The 21,049-nt window shown below is 69.8% G+C and carries 15 protein-coding genes; 1 reads left to right on the plus strand and 14 read right to left on the minus strand.

Translation table 11 applies throughout. From position 1 onward, the window contains the following. Nucleotides 1-44 precede the first annotated feature (44 nt). The 4 genes from HUA75_RS14375 to HUA75_RS14390 are packed head-to-tail and all read right to left on the minus strand — an operon-like array spanning nucleotide 45 to nucleotide 4,960. Nucleotides 45-356, minus strand: coding sequence for a 4a-hydroxytetrahydrobiopterin dehydratase (locus HUA75_RS14375; RefSeq protein ID WP_141641325.1), 312 nt, complete (start codon nucleotides 354-356; stop codon nucleotides 45-47). A gap of 56 nt (nucleotides 357-412) precedes the next feature. After that, the gene (locus HUA75_RS14380) at nucleotides 413-1,798 is read right to left on the minus strand and encodes a hypothetical protein (protein WP_174486722.1); all 1,386 of its coding nucleotides are present in this window, start codon (nucleotides 1,796-1,798) and stop codon (nucleotides 413-415) included. Then, a complete protein-coding gene (glpK, locus tag HUA75_RS14385; protein ID WP_141641323.1) occupies nucleotides 1,795-3,285 on the minus strand; it encodes a glycerol kinase GlpK in 1,491 nt (496 codons plus the stop codon). Before glpK ends, HUA75_RS14380 begins: the two co-directional genes overlap by 4 nt. Before the next feature lie 52 nt (nucleotides 3,286-3,337). Beyond that, the gene (locus tag HUA75_RS14390; RefSeq protein WP_254627627.1) at nucleotides 3,338-4,960 is read right to left on the minus strand and encodes a hypothetical protein; all 1,623 of its coding nucleotides are present in this window, start codon (nucleotides 4,958-4,960) and stop codon (nucleotides 3,338-3,340) included. A gap of 439 nt (nucleotides 4,961-5,399) precedes the next feature. Between HUA75_RS14390 and HUA75_RS14395 the strand changes: the two genes are divergently transcribed. After that, nucleotides 5,400-6,365 (plus strand): MBL fold metallo-hydrolase, encoded by a 966-nt coding sequence (locus HUA75_RS14395; RefSeq protein ID WP_174486724.1) that lies wholly within the window; start codon nucleotides 5,400-5,402, stop codon nucleotides 6,363-6,365. A gap of 63 nt (nucleotides 6,366-6,428) precedes the next feature. On the opposite strand, the gene HUA75_RS14400 is transcribed toward HUA75_RS14395, so the two are convergent. The 10 genes from HUA75_RS14400 to HUA75_RS14445 form a co-directional block, all read right to left on the minus strand. Next, nucleotides 6,429-7,766, minus strand: coding sequence for a POTRA domain-containing protein (locus HUA75_RS14400; protein ID WP_254627571.1), 1,338 nt, complete (start codon nucleotides 7,764-7,766; stop codon nucleotides 6,429-6,431). A gap of 5 nt (nucleotides 7,767-7,771) precedes the next feature. After that, entirely contained in the window at nucleotides 7,772-9,211 is a 1,440-nt protein-coding gene (locus HUA75_RS14405; protein WP_174486725.1) for a TolC family protein, read from the minus strand. A 159-nt stretch (nucleotides 9,212-9,370) separates the two neighbouring features. Continuing rightward, nucleotides 9,371-12,490: an efflux RND transporter permease subunit gene (locus HUA75_RS14410; protein WP_174486726.1), complete on the minus strand. Its 3,120-nt coding sequence runs from the start codon at nucleotides 12,488-12,490 to the stop codon at nucleotides 9,371-9,373. Nucleotides 12,491-12,532: 42 nt separating this feature from the next. Next, nucleotides 12,533-13,645, minus strand: coding sequence for an efflux RND transporter periplasmic adaptor subunit (locus HUA75_RS14415; protein ID WP_174486727.1), 1,113 nt, complete (start codon nucleotides 13,643-13,645; stop codon nucleotides 12,533-12,535). Between the two features lie 126 nt (nucleotides 13,646-13,771). After that, nucleotides 13,772-14,371, minus strand: a complete 600-nt coding sequence (locus HUA75_RS14420; RefSeq protein ID WP_174460831.1) for a TetR/AcrR family transcriptional regulator — start codon at nucleotides 14,369-14,371, stop codon at nucleotides 13,772-13,774. Between the two features lie 105 nt (nucleotides 14,372-14,476). Then, complete coding sequence (locus HUA75_RS14425; RefSeq protein WP_174486728.1) at nucleotides 14,477-15,325, minus strand: helix-turn-helix transcriptional regulator; 849 nt, start codon at nucleotides 15,323-15,325, stop codon at nucleotides 14,477-14,479. An 84-nt stretch (nucleotides 15,326-15,409) separates the two neighbouring features. After that, entirely contained in the window at nucleotides 15,410-16,276 is an 867-nt protein-coding gene (locus HUA75_RS14430) for a hypothetical protein (RefSeq protein WP_217446072.1), read from the minus strand. Nucleotides 16,277-16,476: 200 nt separating this feature from the next. Then, complete coding sequence (locus tag HUA75_RS14435; RefSeq protein ID WP_174486729.1) at nucleotides 16,477-17,742, minus strand: lipocalin-like domain-containing protein; 1,266 nt, start codon at nucleotides 17,740-17,742, stop codon at nucleotides 16,477-16,479. Between the two features lie 4 nt (nucleotides 17,743-17,746). Further along, nucleotides 17,747-20,287, minus strand: coding sequence for an FtsX-like permease family protein (locus tag HUA75_RS14440; protein ID WP_174486730.1), 2,541 nt, complete (start codon nucleotides 20,285-20,287; stop codon nucleotides 17,747-17,749). Beyond that, the gene (locus HUA75_RS14445; protein ID WP_174454076.1) at nucleotides 20,284-21,000 is read right to left on the minus strand and encodes an ABC transporter ATP-binding protein; all 717 of its coding nucleotides are present in this window, start codon (nucleotides 20,998-21,000) and stop codon (nucleotides 20,284-20,286) included. Before HUA75_RS14445 ends, HUA75_RS14440 begins: the two co-directional genes overlap by 4 nt. Between the last annotated feature and the right edge of the window lie 49 nt (nucleotides 21,001-21,049).

Genomic DNA, 21,049 nt, shown 5'->3' on the forward strand with positions numbered 1-21,049 from the left:
CCTGGAGTCCATCACGTTGTTGGAGGCACTCACCGCGAAGTGCCTCACCGAGCCCGCACCACCTCGGCGAAGAGCCGGTCGGCGTCCGCGGCCAGCGCGGTGTCGCGGAACGTGAGGCCCCCGGCGTCGTGCGTGACGAGCGCCAGCGTCACCTTGCGCCACCGGATGTCGATGTCCGGGTGGTGGTCCGCCTTCTCCGCCGCCTGGGCCACCTTCTCCACGAAGGCGATGCCCGCGAGGAAGGAGGGTGCCTCGTACGTGCGGCGAATCATCCCGCCCTCATGCTTCCAGTCGGGATGCTGGGTGAGGAAGGACTGGAGCGCCTCGGGAGCGAGCAGGGTGCGGTCGTGGGCCATGATGACCTCCTTCATATCCGCTCTCGTGCCCGAGGGAAGCCATCCGAATGGCGACGTCAGGGGCTGGACGTCCACGGGTGGATGCGCAGGTCGGTGAGCCCGTCCAGGTTCACCGTCCAGGTGAAATGGTCCGAGACGCGTGTAATGCCGGTGTTCGTTCCCGGGCCGGGCAACAACACGAGCAACAGCGCGTTGCGCTCCGCGTCCCAGCGCGGGGTGGCGGCCGGTCCGGTGCTTCCGAAGGAGGTGATGACGGGCAGGGCGGGGCCCGCGCGCAGCTCCGGCACGGAGACGGAGAGCCCGTCACCCAGGGCCAGCACGCCTTCCTCCACGAGGCCGCGCTCCGCTGTCACCAGGTGGCGATGCAGGATGCTGGTGAACCCTCGTGGGGTGGAGGTCACTTCGCGCGTCCACAGCACGCCGTCGCCATGGCCCAGCGGCTCACCGGCGAGGACCTGGCAGGGCTGGCCCGACACGGGGACATAGTGGTCCTGCGCGTCGAGCTGGAAGGGGCAGGCCCGCGTGCGCGCGAGGAAGGTCACCGGCGCCTGGAACCGGCTCACCAGCCACAGCGTCGGACCCACGCGCATGGCGATGACCTGCGTGGAGTCCGAGCCGAAGGCCAGCCCGGGCTGCTCGGTCCACTTGGACGTCCGGGCGACGCTGAGCCCCAGCTCCTCGGTGAAGGTGTAGCGGTACAGGGTGGTGGCATCCAGCACCAGGTACTCGGTCTCCGTGGCGAGGCGGGTGTGGGGGGAGACGTCCGTCGCCATGCTGGTGGGGTAGAGCGCGCTGCCGGCGCGCACCAGGGGCCCCTCGCCCGTGTCGACGAAGCGGCGCACCTGGCCTTCGACCATCGTCCACACCACGTTCCCCACCACGGCCGTCGAAGGGCGGTGGTCCCTGCCCACCGTCTGCTCCGGGAACCCCGACCCCCGATGGGCCCGGCCGTCACACACCCAGGTGCCGCTGCTCGTGCGGTCCAGGTGCTGGCACTGGGGCACGCCGGAGAGCCGCGCCACGGAGGGGCGCTGGCGCTCGTCCTCCGCCACGTACACGTCGAACTGGCTCAGGCTGCCCACCGGCGCGAAGGCGACGATGACGTGGTAGCGGCCCGTCATCGTCGGCGTGAAGCGGAGCGTGGCCCCCCAACCGGAGGTCAGCTCCACCGTGGCCTGCACGGGGAGGTTGTCGGGGTCCTGGACCTCGGCGGTGACGGACTCGGGGAAGCTGCCCTCATCGAGGGCGCAGTTCATGTTCGGGTTGGCGGTGACGCGCAGGCTGGCTTCCTCGCCCACCGGCACGAGCACCAACGGCGGAATCGGGCCGATGGGGTCGCCGCTGATACACGACTCCGGCGGCACATCGCCCGGGCAGCCCGCACCGACAACCAGGGCGAGCATGGCGGCGAGCAGCGGGCCTGTGCGCGCCCCCCGGCTCATGCGCGCTCCACCGCGCGCTTCCACTTGCCCAGGTGACGCTCGCGCAGGTCGGCCTTCATCTTCGGCTTGAAGACCTTGTCCGCCTTCCACGCGCGGCGGATGGCGTCCGGACTGTCCCAGACGCCCGCGCCCAGGCCGCCGAGGAACGCCGCGCCCAGGCTGGTGGTCTCGAGATTCTTCGGGCGCACCACCGGCACGCCGAGCAGGTCCGCCTGGTACTGCATGAGCAGGTTGTTGGCGGCCGCGCCGCCGTCCGCCTTGAAGACGGGGATGTTCCGGCCGCTGTCGCGACGCATGGCCTCCGCGAGGTCATGAATCTGCAGGGCGATGCCCTCCAGCACCGCGCGCGCCATGTGGGCCACCGTGGTGGAGCGGTCCATTCCGGCGAACAGGCCTCGTGCCTCGGGGCGCCAGTGGGGCGCGCCCAGGCCCGCCAGCGCGGGGACGAAGACGACGTCGCCGGTGTCCTTCACGCTGGCGGCGAGCGCTTCGATATCCGGCGCGCGCTTGATGACCTTGAGGCCGTCGCGCATCCACTGCACCGCGGCGCCCGCGATGAAGCTGCTGCCCTCCAGCGCGTACGTGGTGGAGCCCGTGCCGCCCAGCCGCCACGCCACGGTGGTGAGCAGGCCCGCCGACGAGCGCACCGGCTCCGTGCCCGTGTTCATCAAGAGGAACGCGCCGGTGCCGTACGTGCACTTGGACTCGCCGGGCTCGAAGCACGCCTGACCGAAGAGGGCGGCCTGCTGGTCTCCCGCCATGCCCGCGACGGGGACGCCGTCCGGCAGGCTGCGCATGCCGCGCGTGGTGCCGTAGACCTCCGCCGAGCCGCGAATCTGGGGCAGGCACGCGGCCGGTATCTTCAGGAGCGCGCGCATCTCGTCGCTCCACTGCAAGGTCTTCAGGTCCATCAACAGCGTCCGGCTGGCATTGGACACGTCGGTGACGTGGGTGGTGCCGCCGGTGAGCTTGTAGACGAGCCATGTGTCGATGGTGCCGAAGCACACGTCCCCGCGCTCCGCCCTGGCGCGAGCGCCCTTGACGTGCTCGAAGAGCCAGTGGAGCTTGGTGCCGGAGAAGTACGGGTCCACGACGAGGCCCGTCGTCTCGCGCACGCGCGGCTCCACGCCGCGCTCCTTGAGCTGGCGACACAGCTCCGAGGTGCGCCGGTCCTGCCAGACGATGGCGCGGTGCAGGGGCTTGCCGGAGTCGCGAGCCCACAGGCCCGTCGTCTCGCGCTGGTTGGTGATGCCCACCGCGGAGATGTCCCGGCCCACCAGCCCCGCGTCCTTCAGCGCGCGGCCGATGCACCACTCGCTGGTGGCCCAGATTTCATCCAAGTCATGCTCCACCCAGGACGGCTTGGGGAAGTGTTGGGTGAACTCCTTGTAGGAGCGGCCCACCACCTTGAGCTTCGAGTCGAGGATGGAGACGTGGGTGCCAGTGGTGCCCTGGTCAAGGGCCAGGACGTACTTCGCCTTCGGCATGGGGTGGGTCCTCCCAACGATGGACGGCGCGTTGGGAGGACCCTACTCCACGTCAATGGCCGGTGTAGATGCCGATGGAGCCCGGACGGGTGATGTTGTTCGCACCATCACGTGTCGCCCCGAAGGCCACCAGCACCACGCGCGCATCGCCCGTGCCCGCCACCTGGATATCCCAGACGGGCTGGCCGGCCAGGCCCCCCAGGACCTTGTTATGGGTGATGAAGGTGCCCTCGGTGTGCAGGCGCATCAGGCCCCGGCCCCAGCGGTGTCCAATCCACAGGCTGCCGTCGCGCGAATCCCGCTCCAGCGAGGACACGAAGCGCTCCGCGTCACCCGTCAGCGCCTGGTCCACCACCAGCCCCGCGTCGCTCAGCTTCGCCATGCCCCAGGCGAAGCTGGACACCCAGACGGTGCCATCCGGCATCAGCGCGAGGTCGCTCACCACGTCGTCCTTGCGCTGTGCGGGCGTGGGGGGAATGGGCTCGGCGACGGCGTCGGGCCAGATGTCGATGCGGTTGGCCTTGTGTTTCTTCTCCTCGGACTGCTTGCGCGCCGCCTCGAAGTTCCAGGGCGCGCCGGTGCCCACGTGGCCCACGCCGTTGGTCATGATGCGGAAGCGCGAGCTGCGGATGGCCGTGCCCATCCACACGTCGCCGTCCGGACGCACCGCCACGCCCCAGACATCTCCCGCGAGCCGGCTGTCCTCGTCCGTCTCGTCCGTGCCGTGCATCTGGATGGCGGGGTGGACGTGCTCCATGACGCCGAACTTGCAGCGCTGGCGCAGCTCGCGGTCCACCTCGTTGCCCTGGGCGTCATGAGTGACATGGGCCCACTCGTTGACGGCGCGGACCTGGGCGCTGGCACAGGCCTCGCCGCCCTGGTAGGTCGCCTCACCCCACGCGAGGCCATGGTTGGCGGCGAACCACAGGCCCTGGGTCGCCTTGTCCCAGACGATGCGGTTCACCGTGCAGAGCTTCTCGCGGTGGCCGTAGCCGGGCACCGAGTGCGCTGGCGAGTGGATGTCATAGTGGACGACGGACAAGGTTCCATCGGCCTTCAGCTCCACGCGGTCCGCGTCGCCGCTCTTGTAGATGGCGGGGTCCTCGGGCTGGCCGGGGGGCTTGTAGAATTCGTTCTCGCAGTTGGGGCGGCCCTGGTAGCCGACGAAGACGACGCCCGAGGGGCCGCCTGTCACCGCGGTCACCTTGAGGTAGCGGTTTTCCGGCAGCGGGTCCTTGCCCTTCCACGCGGCCCAGGGATGCAGGCCGTCCGCCATCGCGAAGCACTGGAAGGTGTTCGCACCGGGGCGCACCAGACACAGGCCGTCCTCGCCGCCCGCGACCCAGATGTTTCCGCCCTCGTCCTGGGTGACGCCCAGCACCTCGCGCGGTCCGCCCTGCGCGGAGCCGAGGAAGCGCCAGCCGCTCGCATCCGGAGGGATGGGAGGGCCGCTGGCCGGGCCCGCGTCGGGCGCTCCGGCATCCGGTGGGCCCGCGTCGGGTGTGCCCGCATCGTCAGGGAGTCCCGCGTCGGGAGGCTCGCCGGCATCGGGCACTCCGGCGTCATCATCGACGGGAGGCGTGCCCGCGTCGGGTTGTCCGTCCTGGTCCTCGATGGGAGGAGTCCGCGTCTCCGCGCCTTCCTTGCAGCCGGCGAGCAAGAGCGCGCCCAGCAATCCCAGCCACCATCCGCTTCGTCCATGCCCGCACATGCTTGTCCCGCCTCCGACGTCCTTGGGCGAACGTCCCTCGAGCGCCGGTGGCTCACAGGCAAGTCAGGTGCCAGCCGCGTGGAGGCCGGGATGGGGCGCAGCGCGGGATTGACTGGGTGACGCGAGGTGCGTGAGGAAGCGTCGCGCTGCCCACGGGAGGAAATGCGCGGCCTGGCACCCGAGGTCGGGAACGGCGTCACGTGGTGAGCAGCGCGACTCGAGCGAAGCCCGTCGACAGGGCGGCTGCGCCTGTCTTCATGGTCGACGTGCCGGGACATCTGGCGGATTCGAACAAATCGATGGCCGATGCGCGAAAGCACGCCAGCCGCCACGCGCGCATGTTTCGCCTCGCTCGCCGGGGCCCCTGTGGAGGTCCCGGCATTCCAACGCGAGGACGATGACCATGGGCTTCACGAAGAACTCGACGGTGCTGACGCTGGGGGCGCTGCTGGTGCTGGGGTGCGCGGGGACGAAGGCGAACCTGGGCGACTCCGAGGTGGCGCATTACACGAGTGACGCGAACGGCTTCGACACGCACTCGTTCTTCTATGACACGGGCGCGGAGGTGGTGGTCTTCGACGCGCAGTTCACCGAGGCGGAGGCGAACCGGGTGCTGGAGCACATCCGCTCACGGACCGACCACCCCATCCGCTACGTGGTCATCACGCATCCGAACCCCGACAAGTTCAACGGCGCGGCGGTGTTCCAGCGCGCGGGTGCGAAGGTGGTGGCGAGCGAGGCCACCGCCGCCGCGATTCCCGCCGTGCACGCGTACAAGAAGTACTTCTGGGTGAACGTGGCGAAGGCCTTCACCGAGGAGACCTATCCGGCGCAGGCCACGGTGGATGTCACGTTCCAGGGGGCGTACTCGCTGCCGCTGGAGGGCGGCGCGAAGGTGGAGTTGACGGAGCTGAAGCACGCGGGTGTCACGGTGACGCAGACGGTGGCGTACGTGCCGGGGCGTGAGGCGCTCATCGTCGGAGACCTGGTGCACCACGGCGCGCATGCGTGGCTGGAGGGTGGGGTGCGTGACGGCAAGGTGGTGCCGGACGTGGAGGCGTGGAAGGCGGCGCTGGGGGAGCTGTCCGCGTGGCCGCGCGCCACGGTGTACGGAGGGCGCGGGATGTCAGCGCCGGTGGCGGAGGCGATTGCCGCGCAGCAGCGCTACCTGAATGGAATGGTGACGGTGGTGACGACGTACGCGGCGGAGCTGGGCGGGCGCAAGTCGGAGCTGTGCGGTGATGCGGCGGCGCCCCACCACGCGGAGCTGGAGAAGCGCGCGGCGGCGGCCTTCCCGGAGTACGCGCTGCCGTACATGGTGCGCTACGGTGTGTACGGACTGGTCCATCGCGTCGCCTGCGGCGGGTGAGTTCCGTCCGGGCCCAGGCTTCACGGGCCGCCGCGAGAACGGCGGCCCGCGCTCAGAAGAACTCTAGAAACCGAAGCCCACCGCGACCGAGGTCACGATGTCGCCCGACAGAGGGTCCCGCGCCAGCTCGATGCCGACCGCCGGAATGGCCACTTCGCGGACATAGGCGCGAACGCCCACGCCGGGGGAGACGTACTTGAGCAGTGAGTTCCTCCACTCCACCCGGCCCACATCCACGAAGGCATGCGCGGTGAGGGTCAGCATGCTGGGGCTCCAGAGTGGCACCTGGTACTCCAGCGTCGCGGAGGTCGCCATCTCCGCCCACAGTGTTCCAGCGGCGAAGCCCCGGCTCCCCGTGCGGCCGCCCAGGAGCTGCGCGTCCAGGAACGCGTCTCCTCGCGTCTGTCCGTGCTGGGCCGTCAAGGTCAGCGCATGGTTGCCAAAGACAGGCAGCGTGTAGCTCGCGAAGAGCGACACCTGACGCATTTCGCGAGAAGAACCCAGGAAGCCCAATCCCTCACGGTAGAGCGCCCGGGCCACCAGCCCCTCGTTGAAATAGAAGTGGAAGTCCTGGCCCAGGTACTCGGCCGAGACGCTCACCCCGTGCACCTCTCCCCGCTGGGGTGTCTCCGGGCCCTCCGGCAAGGCCAGGGGCTTGTTGATGAGGGAGAACCAACCCGCGCCGACATTCAGCTCAGGCGTTACCTGGTAGCCGAGCGTCCCCGCGATGTCGAAGCGCCTGTCCGTGTACGTATCCCTGATGACATCGCGGACGTGGCGCTCCCGGTCCGTCTTGGCGAACTGGAACGAGAGGAGGCCCGTCCACGGGCTGCCTCCGATGCTCGGGTCCCGGTACATGGAGAACAGGGTGCCGCCCCGGTTGCCCCACATGCCTCCGCCCACCAGCGTCTTGCGCAGCCCGAAGAGGTTGCTCTCGACGGCGAAGACACCGGCCTGCCATTGCCCCTTTCCCGAGGAGAAGACGGGGATGGGCAGCAGCGTCCAGCGCTCCTCCACCGTGATTTGGAGTCCGACGCCTTCGCCCTCGGGGCGTGTCAGCACCTCCACGCTCTTGAAGAGCTGCAGGTTGAGGAGCCTGCGCTTCAGCTCGGCGGCGTCCCCGGTGGTGAGCATGTCCCCCGGAGCCATTCGCATGGCCCGGAGGATGACGGACTCCTGGGTGCGGGTGTTGCCCTGGATGTCGATGCGCTCGATGCGCCCCGTCAGCGTCGCGGGTGGTGGCGCCGAGGCTTCAATCGTCACTTCTCCCGCGATTGGTAAGGGGCTCGATGTGGGCGCTGTGTCTTGCGCCCAGGCCGTGCACGTGAGCCCGACCGCGTGCAGCACCACGAGTCGGCGGACCTGGGTCAGTGACGCGTTCATGACGGATGCGTTCTTCATGGCGTTCAAGGCACGGGCGCCAGCGAGTTGCCGGTGGGGTCGAAGAGTCCCGTTGCTCGGGCCAGGGCCAGGCGTGACAACTGCACGTTGAGCGCCTCTGTCACGGCGGACATCTGCGCGCTCGCGAGCGTCGCGTTGACGTCCGTCACCTGGAGATACGTCGTGGCCCCCGCGTCGAAGCTCTGCTTCGCGAGTCGAGCGCTCTCCCACGCGAGCTTCACCCGCTCCTCGGCCGTACTGAGGTTGACCTCCGCGCTCTCCAGTTCGCTGCGCGCCTTGCGCACCTCATCGCGAATCTTCTCCTCGGTGCCGCGCAGGTTGGCGCTCGCCTCGGCGATTTTTCCAGAGGACTCCCGCAGGTTGGCCTCGCGCAGTCCGCCGTCGAACAGGTTCCATGACAGGGCCAGTCCCGCTGTCCACGTGGACGCGACGCCGGTGAGGCCGGCGGTGTTGCTCGTCGAGACGTTGCCCGTGGCATGCAGGTTGGGGAGGTACTCGAAGAGCACCTGCTTGCGCCCGCCGCGCGCCAGGTCCACGTTGAGGCGCGCCGCCGAGGCATCCGGCCGCCGGTCGAGGGCCGTCTTCTCGGCGGACGCCACATCCCCTGTCTCCGCGGGGAGTGGCACGGCCGTCTCCTGGGGGGGCGCCACGTCGAAGTCCACCGGCCGAGCGAGGAGCGCGGCGAGGGAGCTCTTCGCTGTCGCATAGGCGTTGCGGCTGCGCACCACCTCCTGCTCGGCCTGCTTTCGGTCCAGCGTCGCGCGCAGCAGCGCCAGCCGCTCCACGTCACCCACCTCGAAGCGGTTCTGTGCGTCGCGCTCGAAGCCGCGACGAACCTCCAGGAGCTGCTCCTGCACCGCCATGGCCTCCCGCAGGCTCGCGGCGCCGAGATAGGCCTGGGCCACGGAGAAGAGAATCTCGCGTCGCGAGTTCTCCGCCGTCAGCCCCGCCACCTTCTCGCCCAGGTAGGCATTCTTGATGGCGGGCCACAGCGTGGGGACAATCAGGGCCTGCCGCGCGGAGATTTGCCCGGAGAGCTGATCCTGCTTCTGCAGGGTGACGGGGTCCGGAGCACCGGGGAGCGCGAAACTCAGCTCCTTCGGATTGCGGATGTACGAGCCGCTCGCGGTGACGCTGGGGAGGTAGCCGGACCAGGCCTTGTTGCCCAGCTCCTTGGATTGCTGGAGCCGCGCGCGTGCGGCGTCGAGGCTGGGGCTCTGCTTCTCCGCGAGGGCGATGGCCTCCTGGAGGGTGAGCAGAGGGAGCGCGGTCGCCTTCGTGCCGGACGCGGACATCGGCACGGCGGAGTCGCTGGAAGCCGCGTCCCGCACGGGCGTGTCGGTGGCGGCGGGGGCCGACGGGGAGGTGGGGGCGCGTCCGGGAGTGGCGGCGACGCTGGGGGCCTGCGTCAGCAGGACGCTGGTGAGGAGCGCGTGGAGGAGCATGGTGAAGACCGAGGTGGATGCGTCAGGGAAGAGAGGGCACACGAGGTGCGTCGCGGTCGCTTGAAAGGACCGGAGCGTCGACCTCGCGAGTCAGGTGGAAGAGGCGGAACCGGGCATGTGGCTCCCGGTTCCGCCGTCAGCGGGGAGTGGGCTCGTGCTTCAGTGGGAGCCTTCCTCCGCGAGGAGCGGGCCACTCGGCGCGACCACGTCCTCCGATGCGGGGGCGTTACTCTCGCGGCGGCTGAAGCGGGCGGAGAGCCCGTCCAGCAGCGAGTAGACGACGGGCACCACCACCAGCGTCAGCACCGTGGAGCTGATGAGGCCGCCGATGATGACGAGCGCCATCGGCACGCGAGTCTCCGCGCCGTCACCCTTGGCGAGCGCCACCGGAATCATGCCGGCCACCATGGCGATGGTCGTCATGAGGATGGGACGCAAGCGCACCGGCGCGGCCTCCAGCAGTGCCTCGCGAGCGCTCTTGCCCGCGTCGCGAAGCTGCTGCGTGAAGTCGACCAGCAGGATGCCGTTCTTCACCACCAGACCCATCAGCATGATGACGCCGATGAGGGCAATCATCGACATGGCGTTGCCCGACAGCAGCAGCGCGCCGATGGCGCCGATGAGCGCGAAGGGCAGCGACAACATGATGGTGAACGGGTGGATGTAGCTGCCGAACTGCGCCGCCAGAATCATGTACAGCAGGAGGATGCCCAGCCCCAGCGCGGTCGCGAAGGCGCCGACGGTCTTGTTCATCTCCTTCGCGTTGCCGGCGAAGCTCCCCACCACGCCCTGGGGCAGGTCCTGCTCCGCCTGCGCGGTGAGGAAGCCCATGCCCTCGCCCAGGGTGTAGTCGGGCGCGAGGTTGGCGAGCAGGGTGATCTGCCGCTTCTGGTTCTGACGGTCAATCTGCACCGGGCCCTCGGAAGGGGTGATGGTGGCCACGTTGCGCAGCTCCACCAACTGCCCGCCCGTGGTGCGCACGGTGAGCTGTCCCAGCGCCTCCTCGGAGGCGAGCGTCGCGTCGGGCAGGCGCAGCTTCACGTCGTACGTCTCGCCGCCTTCGCGGTAGGTCATGAACTCGTCGCGCCCCAGGTAGGCCCGCAGGGCGATGCCCACCTGGGCCGCCGGCACGCCCATCTGCGCGGCGCGCTCGCGGTCCACGCGCACGTCGAACTGCGGCTTGCCGCTGCGGAACGTGGTGTCGACGTCGGTGAAGCCCGGGTGGGACTTCATCGTGGCGAGCAGCTTCTCGCTGGACGCGACGACCTGGGGCCAGTCCGTTCCGCGCAGCACGTACTGGACCTGCTGGGTGCGGCCACCACCGCCGACACCGGAGACGTCCTGGACGGAGAGCATCACCCCGGGGCGCTCGGCCAGCGCGTCGCGCAGGCGCACCTTGAAGGCCTCCTGGTCGAAGGCGCGCTCCTTGCGCGGCACCAGGTTCACCAGCACCTCGCCCTTGTGCACCTCCTCGAGCGTGCCACCACCGGCCGTGCTGAACGTCTCCTTCACGCCCTCCAGCGGGCGCACCTGCGCGGCGACGATTCCCAGCTCGCGCTCGGTGTCCTCCAGGGTGGAGCCCACGGGCAGCTCCACCGTCACGCGCACGGCGCCGTTGTCGGAGGGCGGGATGAAGGTGAACTTGAGGAAGCGGGCCATGCCCAACGTCAGCACCAGCACACCCACCGCGACGGCGATGGCCAGGGCGCGCCGCTCCAGCACCCAGCCGAGGATTCGGCGGTAGCCGCGCTCCATCCCCACGAGCACGCGCTCGATGGCGGCGCTCACGCGGTTGCGAGGCCCGCTGTGGGCGTGGGCCTTGAGCAGGCGGCTGGAGAGCATGGGCGTGAGCGTCATCGACACCGCGTAGGAGATGAGCACCGCCACGGCCACCGTGACGCCGAACTGGTAGAAGAACTGGCCAATCGTCCCCTCCATGAAGGCCACGGGGATGAACACGGCGACGATGGCGAGCGTCACCGCGAGCACGGCGATGACAATCTGCGAGGTGCCCTCGAGCGCCGCCTGCATGGGCGTCTTCCCCTCCTCCAGGTGGCGCACGATGTTCTCGATGACCACGATGGCGTCGTCGATGAGCAGGCCGATGGAGAGCGTCAGCGCCAGCATGGTGATGATGTTGAACGTGAAGCCCAGCATCGCCATCACCGCGAACGTGCCGATGACGCTCACCGGCAGCGCGATGGCCGAAACGAAGGTGGAGCGCCAGTCCCTCAGGAAGATGAGCACGATGAGGACGGAGAGGACGCCGCCGATGAGCATGTCCTCCTGCACCGCGTGGATGGAGGCGCGAATCGTCGTCGAGTTGTCGCTGATGGTGCTGACCGTCACGCCCTGGGGCAGCTCGGAGTTGAGCTCCGCGAGCGACTCCTTGACGTTCTCCGCGACCTGCACCGTGTTGGCGCCCGACTGCTTGCGCACCACGAGCGCCAGGGCCGTGCCCGTGTCGGAGCGCGCCAGACCCCGCGCCTCCTGCGCGCCGTCCACCACCGCCGCCACGTCACGCACGCGCACCGGCGTGCCGTTGGGGCTGGCGACGATGATGCCGCCAATCTCCTCCACGCTGCGCGCCTCGGCCGTCAGACGGACGACTCGCTCGCGGCCTCCTTGCGTCGCGCGGCCGCCGGGCAGGTCCACGCTCTGCGCCTGGAGCGCCTGGCTCACGTCGCCGATGGCCAGCCCGTAGCCGCGCAGCCGCTGCGGGTCGACCACCAGTTGAATCTCCCGCTCGCGGCCACCCACCACGCCGATGCTGCCCACGCCCGCCTGACTCTGGAGCGAGGGCTTCACCACGTCCTCCGCCACGCGCGTCAGCTCCTCGATGGGCAGCGCGCCGGAGAGCGACAGCGTGAGGATGGGCGCCGCGCCGATGTCGAACTTCTCGACGACGGGCGTCTCGATGTCGTCGGGCAGCTCGCGCAGCGTGGCCTGCACCCGGTCGCGAACGTCCTGGGCCGCCACGTCCACGTTGGTGCCCAGCTTGAAGCTGATGGTGACCTGACTGACGTTCTCCAGGTTGATGGAGTTGAGCTCGTCCACGCCGCTGAGCGTGTTGAGCGCCTCCTCGAGCGGGTCGGAGATGTTCTTCTCGATGGACTCGGGGTCCGCGCCCGGCAGCAGCGTGGTGACGGTGACGACGGGGATGTCGACGTTGGGGTACTGGTCCACGCCGATGCGCGGATAGGCATACAGGCCGAAGACGACGACCGCCGCCATCAGCATGACGGTGAAGACGGAGTGTTTGATGAAGGTCTGGAGCATGGCAGTGGCGCTCGTCGGAAGATGGGAGGGAAGGGAAGAGGGCTACTGGACGACCTGGAGCGCGACGCCGTTCTGGAGCGGCAGGCTGGCGTCGGCGACGACGCGCTCCTGGTGGCCGAGCCCATGCACCACGCGCACGAAGCCGGGCAGCACGCGCTCCACCTTGACGTCACGGCGCTGCGCCTTGCCGTCCTGGACCACCCAGACGAAGCCCTGCTGGCCCTTGGCGTTGACGGCCTGTGACGGCAGGAAGAGGCCCGCCTGTCCTGGGGCGCTGTCGGTGGCCATCATGTCGGAGAAGTCCAGCTCCACCAGGGCGCCCGCGCGCAGCCGCGCCCCGTCCTCCTTCGAGGGCAGTACGTCCGCGAGCACCTCCACGGTGCGCGTCTGCGCGTCGATGACGGCGCCGAGGCTCCGCACCTTCGCCTCGAAGGGCGCGCCGGAGGGGTTGAGCGTGCCCTTGACGATGGTGCCCACCTTCACGCGGTCCACGAAGGCCTCGGGCACCGGGGCGCGCACCTCGAGCGCCTGCGTGTTGACGAGGCCGAAGATGGCTGTGCCTGGCGACACGTAGTCCCCTTCGTTGCGGCTGCGGCTGGTGATGACGCCGTCGAAGGGCGCCGTGAGGGTGGCGTCGCGCAGCGCCTCCTGCGCGCTGGCGAGGACCGCGGCGGCCTGCTCGGCCTGGGCCTGTGCCTGTCGGTAGCCCACCTCCGCCTTGTCGAGCGAAGCGCGCGCGAGGCTGCCTGACTGCGCCAGCATCCGTGCCCGCTCCACCTCCGTCTTCGCGCCCTCCAGTGCCGCTTCAGCCGCTGCCTTGGCGGCGCGTGCCTGGTTTGCGGTGAGGCGTGCGTTGGAGGTGTCCAACTGCGCGAGCAACTGACCGCGCTTCACCGCGTCGCCCGCGTTCACGGTGACTTTCGTCAGGGTGCCGGAGGCCTCCGCGCTCAGCGTCGCCTCCTGTTTGGCGCGCACGCTGCCGGTGGCCTGCAGGACGCTCGCCTCCAGCTTCGTGGCCGGCGTGAGCGCCTTGACGCCCACGGGCTTCTGGACGGCCTGCGCCGAGGGAGACGGCGCCACGGGCTTGCTACCGCCACCACACGCCCCCGCCACCACGGCCACCACCACCACTGCTGCCTTCAAGGTCGTCTTCATCGCTGCGTTCCTCGTCGTGGGGCCGGCACTCATGGGACTCCGGCACTGAATGACTGAATTGGTTTTCTGGTCAGTCCCGGGCAAACGAACACCCCATCCTCCGGGCACGGAGTGGGGCCTGGGGAGTCAGCGAGTGGGTGGAGTCGGGCCGGGTGGGGCCGAGAGGCCGCGGATGAAGAGCTCGAACGAGGCGTCCAGGGCTTCGAGCGTCAGGGGGCTGGTCTCCTGGGTCATCAGCTTGGGAACGAGCATCGTGATGAGCTCCACGAAGCCGCGAGCCGCCAACTGGGGGGCGCTGACGGTGAAGACCCCGCCCGCCACTCCGTCCTCGAAGACGCGCGCCAGGATGGCCGCATCCGCGTCCTGCATCTGGGGAACGAGGTGCATCACCTGGGTGCCCAGCTCGAAGAGCGTGGCCATCTCAAGGCGTTCCCCGTCGGGCTTGCGGACGCTCTGCTCCAGCTTGCAGCGAATGTAGGCGCGGACCTGGGCCTCGGGCGTCGTGGCGCGCTGGACGCTCGCCTTGAGCTCGGCGAGGCTCATCTCGTGCGATTGCCGGACAATCGCCTCGAACAGCGCTTCCTTGCTCTCGAAGTGCAGGTAGATGCTGCCCTTGCCGACGCCTGCTCGTTTGGCGATGTCCTCCACCGAGGCCTTCTTGAAGCCGAATCGGGCGAAGACTTCGCCGGCGGCCTTGAGGATGGCGATGCGAGGGTCGGAACTCATTGACCAGAATGGTAATCTGGTCAGTTGGTCATCGCAAGTCCCCTTTCGGCAGGGATTGATGTGCCGCCGGCGCCTACCTGAAGCGCCGTGGAGTTCGGGCGGGCCTCAAGGGGCTCGTCTGGCAGGTCGCCTGGGGCGGGGTGTGGCGCGGGGCGGTGGGACGACGACGCCTCGTGCGACGCGCTGGCGGAAGTCGCGAGGCCTCTCGCCGGTGAAGGACGTGAAGGCGTGGGTGAACGCGGCGAGGCTCTCGAAGCCGACGGTGTAGGCCGTCTGGGTGACGCGGGCGCCGTCCTCGGCGAGCAGCTCCATGGCGCGCAGCATGCGGGCGTCGTGGAGGAAGCGGCGCCAGGAGGTGCTGGCCTCCTCCTCGAAGCGGCGCGCGAGGGTGCGCTGGGACAGTCCCGCCGCGCGTGCGGCGCCGGCGAGGGTGGCGGGGCCGGCGAGTCGGGCCAGGGTGTAGGCCATGGCGCGTTCCAGTTCGGGCGTGCGGGCGCGAGGCAGGCGCCATTCACGAGGTTCCGCGGCCCATTCCGAGAGCAGGTGGGCCAGGGCGGAGAAGAAGCTCTCGGCCACGGCATCGCGCGGGGAGCGCTCGGGTCCCCAGCGAGTGGAGTAGAGGAGCATCTCGCGCGCGAGTGGGGGGAGGACGAAGACGCGGCAGGTTCCCTCGGGGGCGGAGGGGACGCGCGAGGGTTCCAGGTACACGGTGCAGAGGGTGGCGGGCTGGGTTGAGCGCACGCGGTGGCGGGTGCCGGCGGCGAGCCAGGCGGCGCGCTGGGGTGGCAGGAGCCACTGGGCCTCGGCGACTTCCAGGTGGAGGGCGCCGCGAGCGGCGTAGAGGAGCTGGTGGCGGCGGTGGGTGTGCCAGCCGGAGGTGAGGGGCGTCAGCGTGTCGGTGAGACAGAAGGAGGACGCGGGGGCCGCGTCCACGTCCACCAGGGGCTTGGGCACCGCGACGTTCCTCCGTGCTTGCGTGCTCGGGCGCCCGGCGCTCGTGAGGGCGCGCCGGGGCCGAGCATACGGCGGGCGGGTGCCTCAGGCGGGCTTGGAGTTGGAGTGGTCGGTGGTCTTGCTGACGAGGTATCCGCCGTGGCTGATGGCGAGCAGGGCGACGAGGCCTTCGGAGAGCTGTGGGAGGCTGGTGAGGGAGCCGCGTTGGATGGCCATGGAGATGTCGACGAAGTAGGTCACCGCGGCGATGGCGGTGAAATAGAACATCTGCACCTTGGCGAGGTCGATTTGCGCGGTGTTGCCGACCTCGTCTCCCTGGAACATGTCTGAGATTCGCGCGTCCTGGATGCCCTTGTTGGCGTAGAGGGCGCCCTGGCGCTGGGCGTTGATTTCGGAGGGTGTCTCCGCGAGCTGGGCGGCGGTGGCGTCGACGGCCCTGGCGTCAGGGGTCTTGGAGCGCTTGCCGCTGAGCAGCAGCGAGGTGCCGAGCAGTGAAGTCGAGGCGATGCCCATGGCCCACCAGAGTTCTTGGGGGATTGCGACGTCGACGGCATTGGGTGTGTTTGCCTTCACGCGGGCGATGACCATCGTCAGGTAGCCGGCGACGACGACGACGGTCCACGTGACGGCCTGGAAGCGAGACAGGCTCATGATGTTGCGCTCGCTGATGAGCACACCGAAGGGAGTCCCGGTGATGCTCTGGCCGAGCACGGCGAGGAAGGCGAGCAGCACGGCGGACGCGGCGATGTAGCTCCAGCCGGGCGCGACGAACCACGCCGCCGCGAGGCTGAGCAGCGGCAGCGCGGTGGTGAGGATCAGCAGTCGCTGATTCTGGGGGTGGGGAATGGCGGTGATGGTGCCTGTCGAGGGAGGCGCGAGGCCCCCATGAGATGGCACAGCCGCGACGGCGGACACTCCTGTACTGGTGTTCGCTTCATTGTCATGACTCATGACACCCCCCGGGTGAGGGGTGAAGCATAGGCTTTCTTTCAGCCTGCCCGCCAAGGGCGCACCCTCGTGTGCGCAATGGTTACATCGCCACCCATCGTCACGGCAGTTGGCTTCTGAGCTGTATCCAGCCGTGCAACTCGGGGTGATTCCTCACGAAGTCCGTTTCAGCGAGCCGCGACAGGGGTGTGGTTTCGCTGGAATCAGTGGCGAGGACTGTCTGTCGTTGGTGTGCTTCGGGCCTCCGGAGTCCCCCGGGCCCGGGCCTCCGGCCGTTGTGTCGAGGCCGCCGTGTCCGCGTAGCCCGTCAGCTCCACGTAGCCGCGTCCCTTCACGGGTTGGCCCTGGCGCACGCCATCCAGGTTCACGCTGCCCTCCCAGTAGCGCACGCTCACCGGCAGCTCCTGGTCCGCGAGCTTTGGCGTCACCGTCAGCTCCAGCCCGAGCTTCGCCACCCGCAGCTTCCACTTGGACGGATACACCCCGCCGCGCGGACTCTTCCACGTGTCCAGCACCGCGAGCTCCACGTCATCCCGGGTCAGATGCACGGAAGCGCTGTCCGCCGCACCCACGGGCGGCACCCACGTCCCCGAACTGAACGGGTCCACCGTCCCGTCCTCGCGACGCAGTTGGTAATACATCAGCTCGCTACCATCCGAGAGCTGGAGCGAGAACCAATCCCATCCCACCTGGTCCGCGCCCAATGCGCTGGTGCTCCACTCACGGTCCATCCAGCTCTCACCCGTCACCGCGTACGTCTGTCCTTCCAGTCGCACCGTGCCGCGCGAGGGCATGCGTGTCATCGAGTAGTAATACGACGCGTTGCCCGGCTCCGCGCTCTTCTGGCTCAACCCCCGGTCGCCTTCGAGCACCGGCGGCTTGCCCGGCTCCAGCAACAACTCCAACTCGACTTCGTCCGTCTCCGCGCGCAGCCGCACGGGCCACATCGCCTCGCCCACGCTCGCCGCTTCCCATTGCTCCAGCCACACCTTGAACGGCTGTGCGCGCGAGCCCGCGAGCCCCAGCGCCGCGCGGCTGTAGCGCTCCGCGACGTGGAAGCGTCCCGCGGCCACGTCCGTCACCGTGAAGTGCCCCAGGTACACCTCTCGCGTTCCCCACGCGGAGTCCCGTGCTGGTGCACCGGGCGCCAGCGCATTGCGGAACAGGGTGAACTGATAGCCGAAGGCGCGCCCGTCCGCCGTCTCGAGATTTCCCGTCCAGTACCACCACTCCGTGCGGAACTCCGGATGCGGGCCGTGGTCCTCGGGGAAGTGGAACGGACGTGGCTCGAAGGCGCGTGCATAGCCCTCCATTCCCCCATCACTTCCACCGAGCGCCTTCGCCACCGTCAGCGTCCCGCTCCTCGCCAGCGCGGGCGGCTCCGTCTCTCTCGTGACGATGAACGCCGCCACCGCCAACGCCGCCAGCACCACCGCCGTCCCGATGACGAGCCCTCGGCCGTTGCTCATGGCGTCACTCCTCCCTCAACGCGAGCGCGGGATTGGCGCGTGCCATCTTCCACGCCGGATACAGCCCCGCCAGCGCCGACGCCACCAGCGCCAGCAGCATCGCCTGTCCCAGCGTCTCCGGCGTCACGGCGAGCCGCAGCGTCCAGCCGAAGGACCGCTGGTTGATGACATACACGAGGATGTACGCCAGCCCCACCCCCAGCGGCATGGAGAACAACCCCGCCAGCAGGCCCAGCAGGCCCGTCTGCAGCGACACCAGCCCCCAGAGCTGTCGAGGCGTCAGCCCCGTGGCCCGCAGCACCGCGAACTCCCGCGCCCGCTCCAACTGCAATGACATCAACGCGCTGAGCACCCCCACGAAGGCCACGCCGATGGCCAGCAGTCGGAGCACCTGCGTAATCGTAAAGGTGCGGTCGAACACCTCCATCGACGCCTGTCGCAGTGAGCGATTGGGTCTCACCAGCAGCGCCTGCTCGCCTCCCGCGCGCTCACGCACCGAGGCCACCAGTGCATCCACGTCCTGTCCCGGCGCCGCGTAAAGCGCCACGCCGCTCACACCCCGGTCTTCGTACCAGTGCTCATACGTGGCGCGAGGCATCAGCATCGTCCCCACGTCGGAGCCGTAGTCGAAGTACACGCCGACCACGCGGAAGTCGTGAGGCCCTCGGTCCGTGGCCAGTTGCACCGTGTCGCCGACACCCACGCCCCGGTGAAAGGCGAAGGGCTCCGAGACGATGAGCGCATCCGTGGACGCATCCAGCTCCCGCCACACGGCCGCCTCGTCGCCCTGCTTGAAGCGATAGGGCCGTGCCGGCGAACGGCTGAAATCGACCGCGAGCAAGTCCGTGGGCACGCCATTCACCCGGGCCCGCGTCACGCGCAGGGTGCTGCTGCCGGAGGCGCCCGGCGTCGTGCGCAGTCGCTCCACCAGTCCCGGCACCAGCGTGGAGTCTCCGCGTCGAGCCACCAGCGAGGGCGGGGAGATGAACACGTCAGCCAGGAGCGAGGCCTCCAGCCATGACAGCACCGTGCCTCGGAAGCTGGACACCATGAGGCCCACGCCCACCGTCGTCGCCACCGCGACCATCAGCGCCGCCAGCGCCACCGCCGTTCGGCTGAGGCTCGTCCTTACCCCGCGCGCCGCCATGCGTCCCAGCAGACCGAAGGCGAGTCCCAACGGCACCGCCGCGAAGAGGGACAGCCGCTCCGTCACCCACGGCACCAGCAGCGCGGCACCAATCAACACGGCGAAGAGTCCCGCGTACGCCGGTACCAACGCCTGCGTGGGCCAGCCCAGAAGGCCGATGCCTCCCGCGAGCACCAGCAACCCGAGCAGCGCCAGCCTCGGCGCTCGCGTGCGAGACACGTCCTCCAGCGTCGAGCGGCGCAGCGTCGTCGCGGGCGCCGAGCGCGCCGCCTCCCACGCGGGCACCAGCGCCGCCAGCAACGTGGCCCCCAGGCCCAGCGCCAGGCCCTTGGCCAGCGTGAAGGGCTCCAGCGCCAGCCCGCGCACGCTCACCACGAAGTAGAGGTCATTGATGGTCTGGGTGATGAGCCCCACCAGCCCGCGTCCCAGCAGGATGCCGAGCAGCAGGCCCGCCACCGTGCCGACCATGCCCAACACCAGCGCCTCGCCCAGCACCAGCGCGAACAGCTCGCCCCGGGTGATGCCCACCGCGCGCAGCCGCCCCAGCAGTCCGCGCCGCTGCACCACCGAGAACGTCATCGTGTTGTAGATGAGGAACATCCCCACCACGAGCGCCAGCAGCGACAGCGCGGTGAGGTTGGTGCGGAACGCCTTCGTCATCTGCTCCACCGTGCCGGCCCGCGCCGACGCGCGCACCACCTCGGTCCCTGTCGGCAGCGTCGCGCGCAGTCGGTCCGCCTGCGCCTCTCCGCCTGGCAGTCGCAGGTCCACGCGCGTCAGTCGCCCCACGCGCCCAAGCACCTCCTGCGCCGTGGACAGGTCCGTCAGCACCAGCGCCTCCAGTGCCCGCGCGGTGTCCTCGTCCTCGGGCGCCAGCAGCGCCGCCACGCGCAGCGAGGCCTCGCGTCCCTCCACGCGCACCGGCAACACGCCGCCGGCCTCCACGCCCAGCGCCCGCGCGGCCCGCGCGCTCAGGAGCACCGTGCCCGGCTGGGTGAGCAGCGCGCCCACGTCGCCCACGGCTTCGCCGCCCGCGTAGTCGCGGAATGGCGTCTCCGCGAAGGGGTCCACGCCCAGCACCGTGAGCGTGCGCCGGTCCCCCACCGCCGCCTGCACGTACCCTTCCACCACCGGCGCGGACACGGGCGCGTCCGGACGCAGCCTCAAGTCCCGATACACGCCCTCCGGCAGCCCGGAGGTGCCCCCCACGAGCTGGTGCGTGGCGCGTCCCGCCACCGCGTCCGTGGAGCGCTCGAAGGCCCGCAGCGCGCTGCCGCTCGCCAGGTCGATGGACACCACCACCGCGACACCCAGGGCGATGCCCAGCAGGGACAGCGCTGTCAGCCACGGATGGCGGCCCAGGTGGCGCAGACTGGAGCGCACCAAGAGGTTTGTCACCGCGGCTCCCTTCGCGGCACGTCGCGTTCCACCAGCCGTCCGCCCGTCATCTCCAGCACCCGGTCCGCGCGGGCCACCAGGCCCGGCTCGTGTGTGACGACGAACGCGCACGCGTGACCTTGCCGCGTGAGGCCCTCCAGCAGGTCCAGGACCTGTCGCCCCGTGGCTTCATCCAGGTTGCCCGTGGGCTCGTCCGCGAGGAGCAGCGGCGGCGAATGCGCGAGCGCCCGCGCCACCGCCACGCGCTGTTGCTCGCCACCGGAGAGCCGGTCCGGAAAGCTGTTCGCGCGCGAGGCCAGTCCCACGCGCTCCAGCAGGGCCCGCGCCTTCGCGCTCGCCTCCGCCGCGTCGTGCCCGTTGAGCTCCACCGGCAGCCGCACGTTCTCTTCCACCGTCAACGTGGGGAGCAGGTTGAACGCCTGGAAGATGAAGCCCACGTGCTCGCGGCGCAGCAGCGTGCGCTCGCGCTCGCTCATCGTGCCCAGGTTCCGGCCGTCGACGAGCACCTCGCCGCGCGTGGGCAGGTCGATGCCGCTGATGAGGTTGAGCAGCGTGGACTTGCCCGAGCCGCTGCGGCCCAGCAGCACCACGAACTCACCCCGGCGCAGGGTCAGCCGCACGCCGGAGAGCACCTCGCGCGCGGTGTCGCCCTCGGCATAGGACTTCGTGACGTCACGCAGCTCGACGAGCGGAGGAGTGTCGGACTCAGGCATGTGCGTGCCCTTGATATACGGATGCGGCCCCTTTCGCCGCGTCCCGAGC

This window comes from Myxococcus sp. CA040A (genome assembly GCF_013336725.1).
Taxonomy (GTDB): Bacteria; Myxococcota; Myxococcia; order Myxococcales; family Myxococcaceae; genus Myxococcus; species Myxococcus llanfairpwllgwyngyllgogerychwyrndrobwllllantysiliogogogochensis.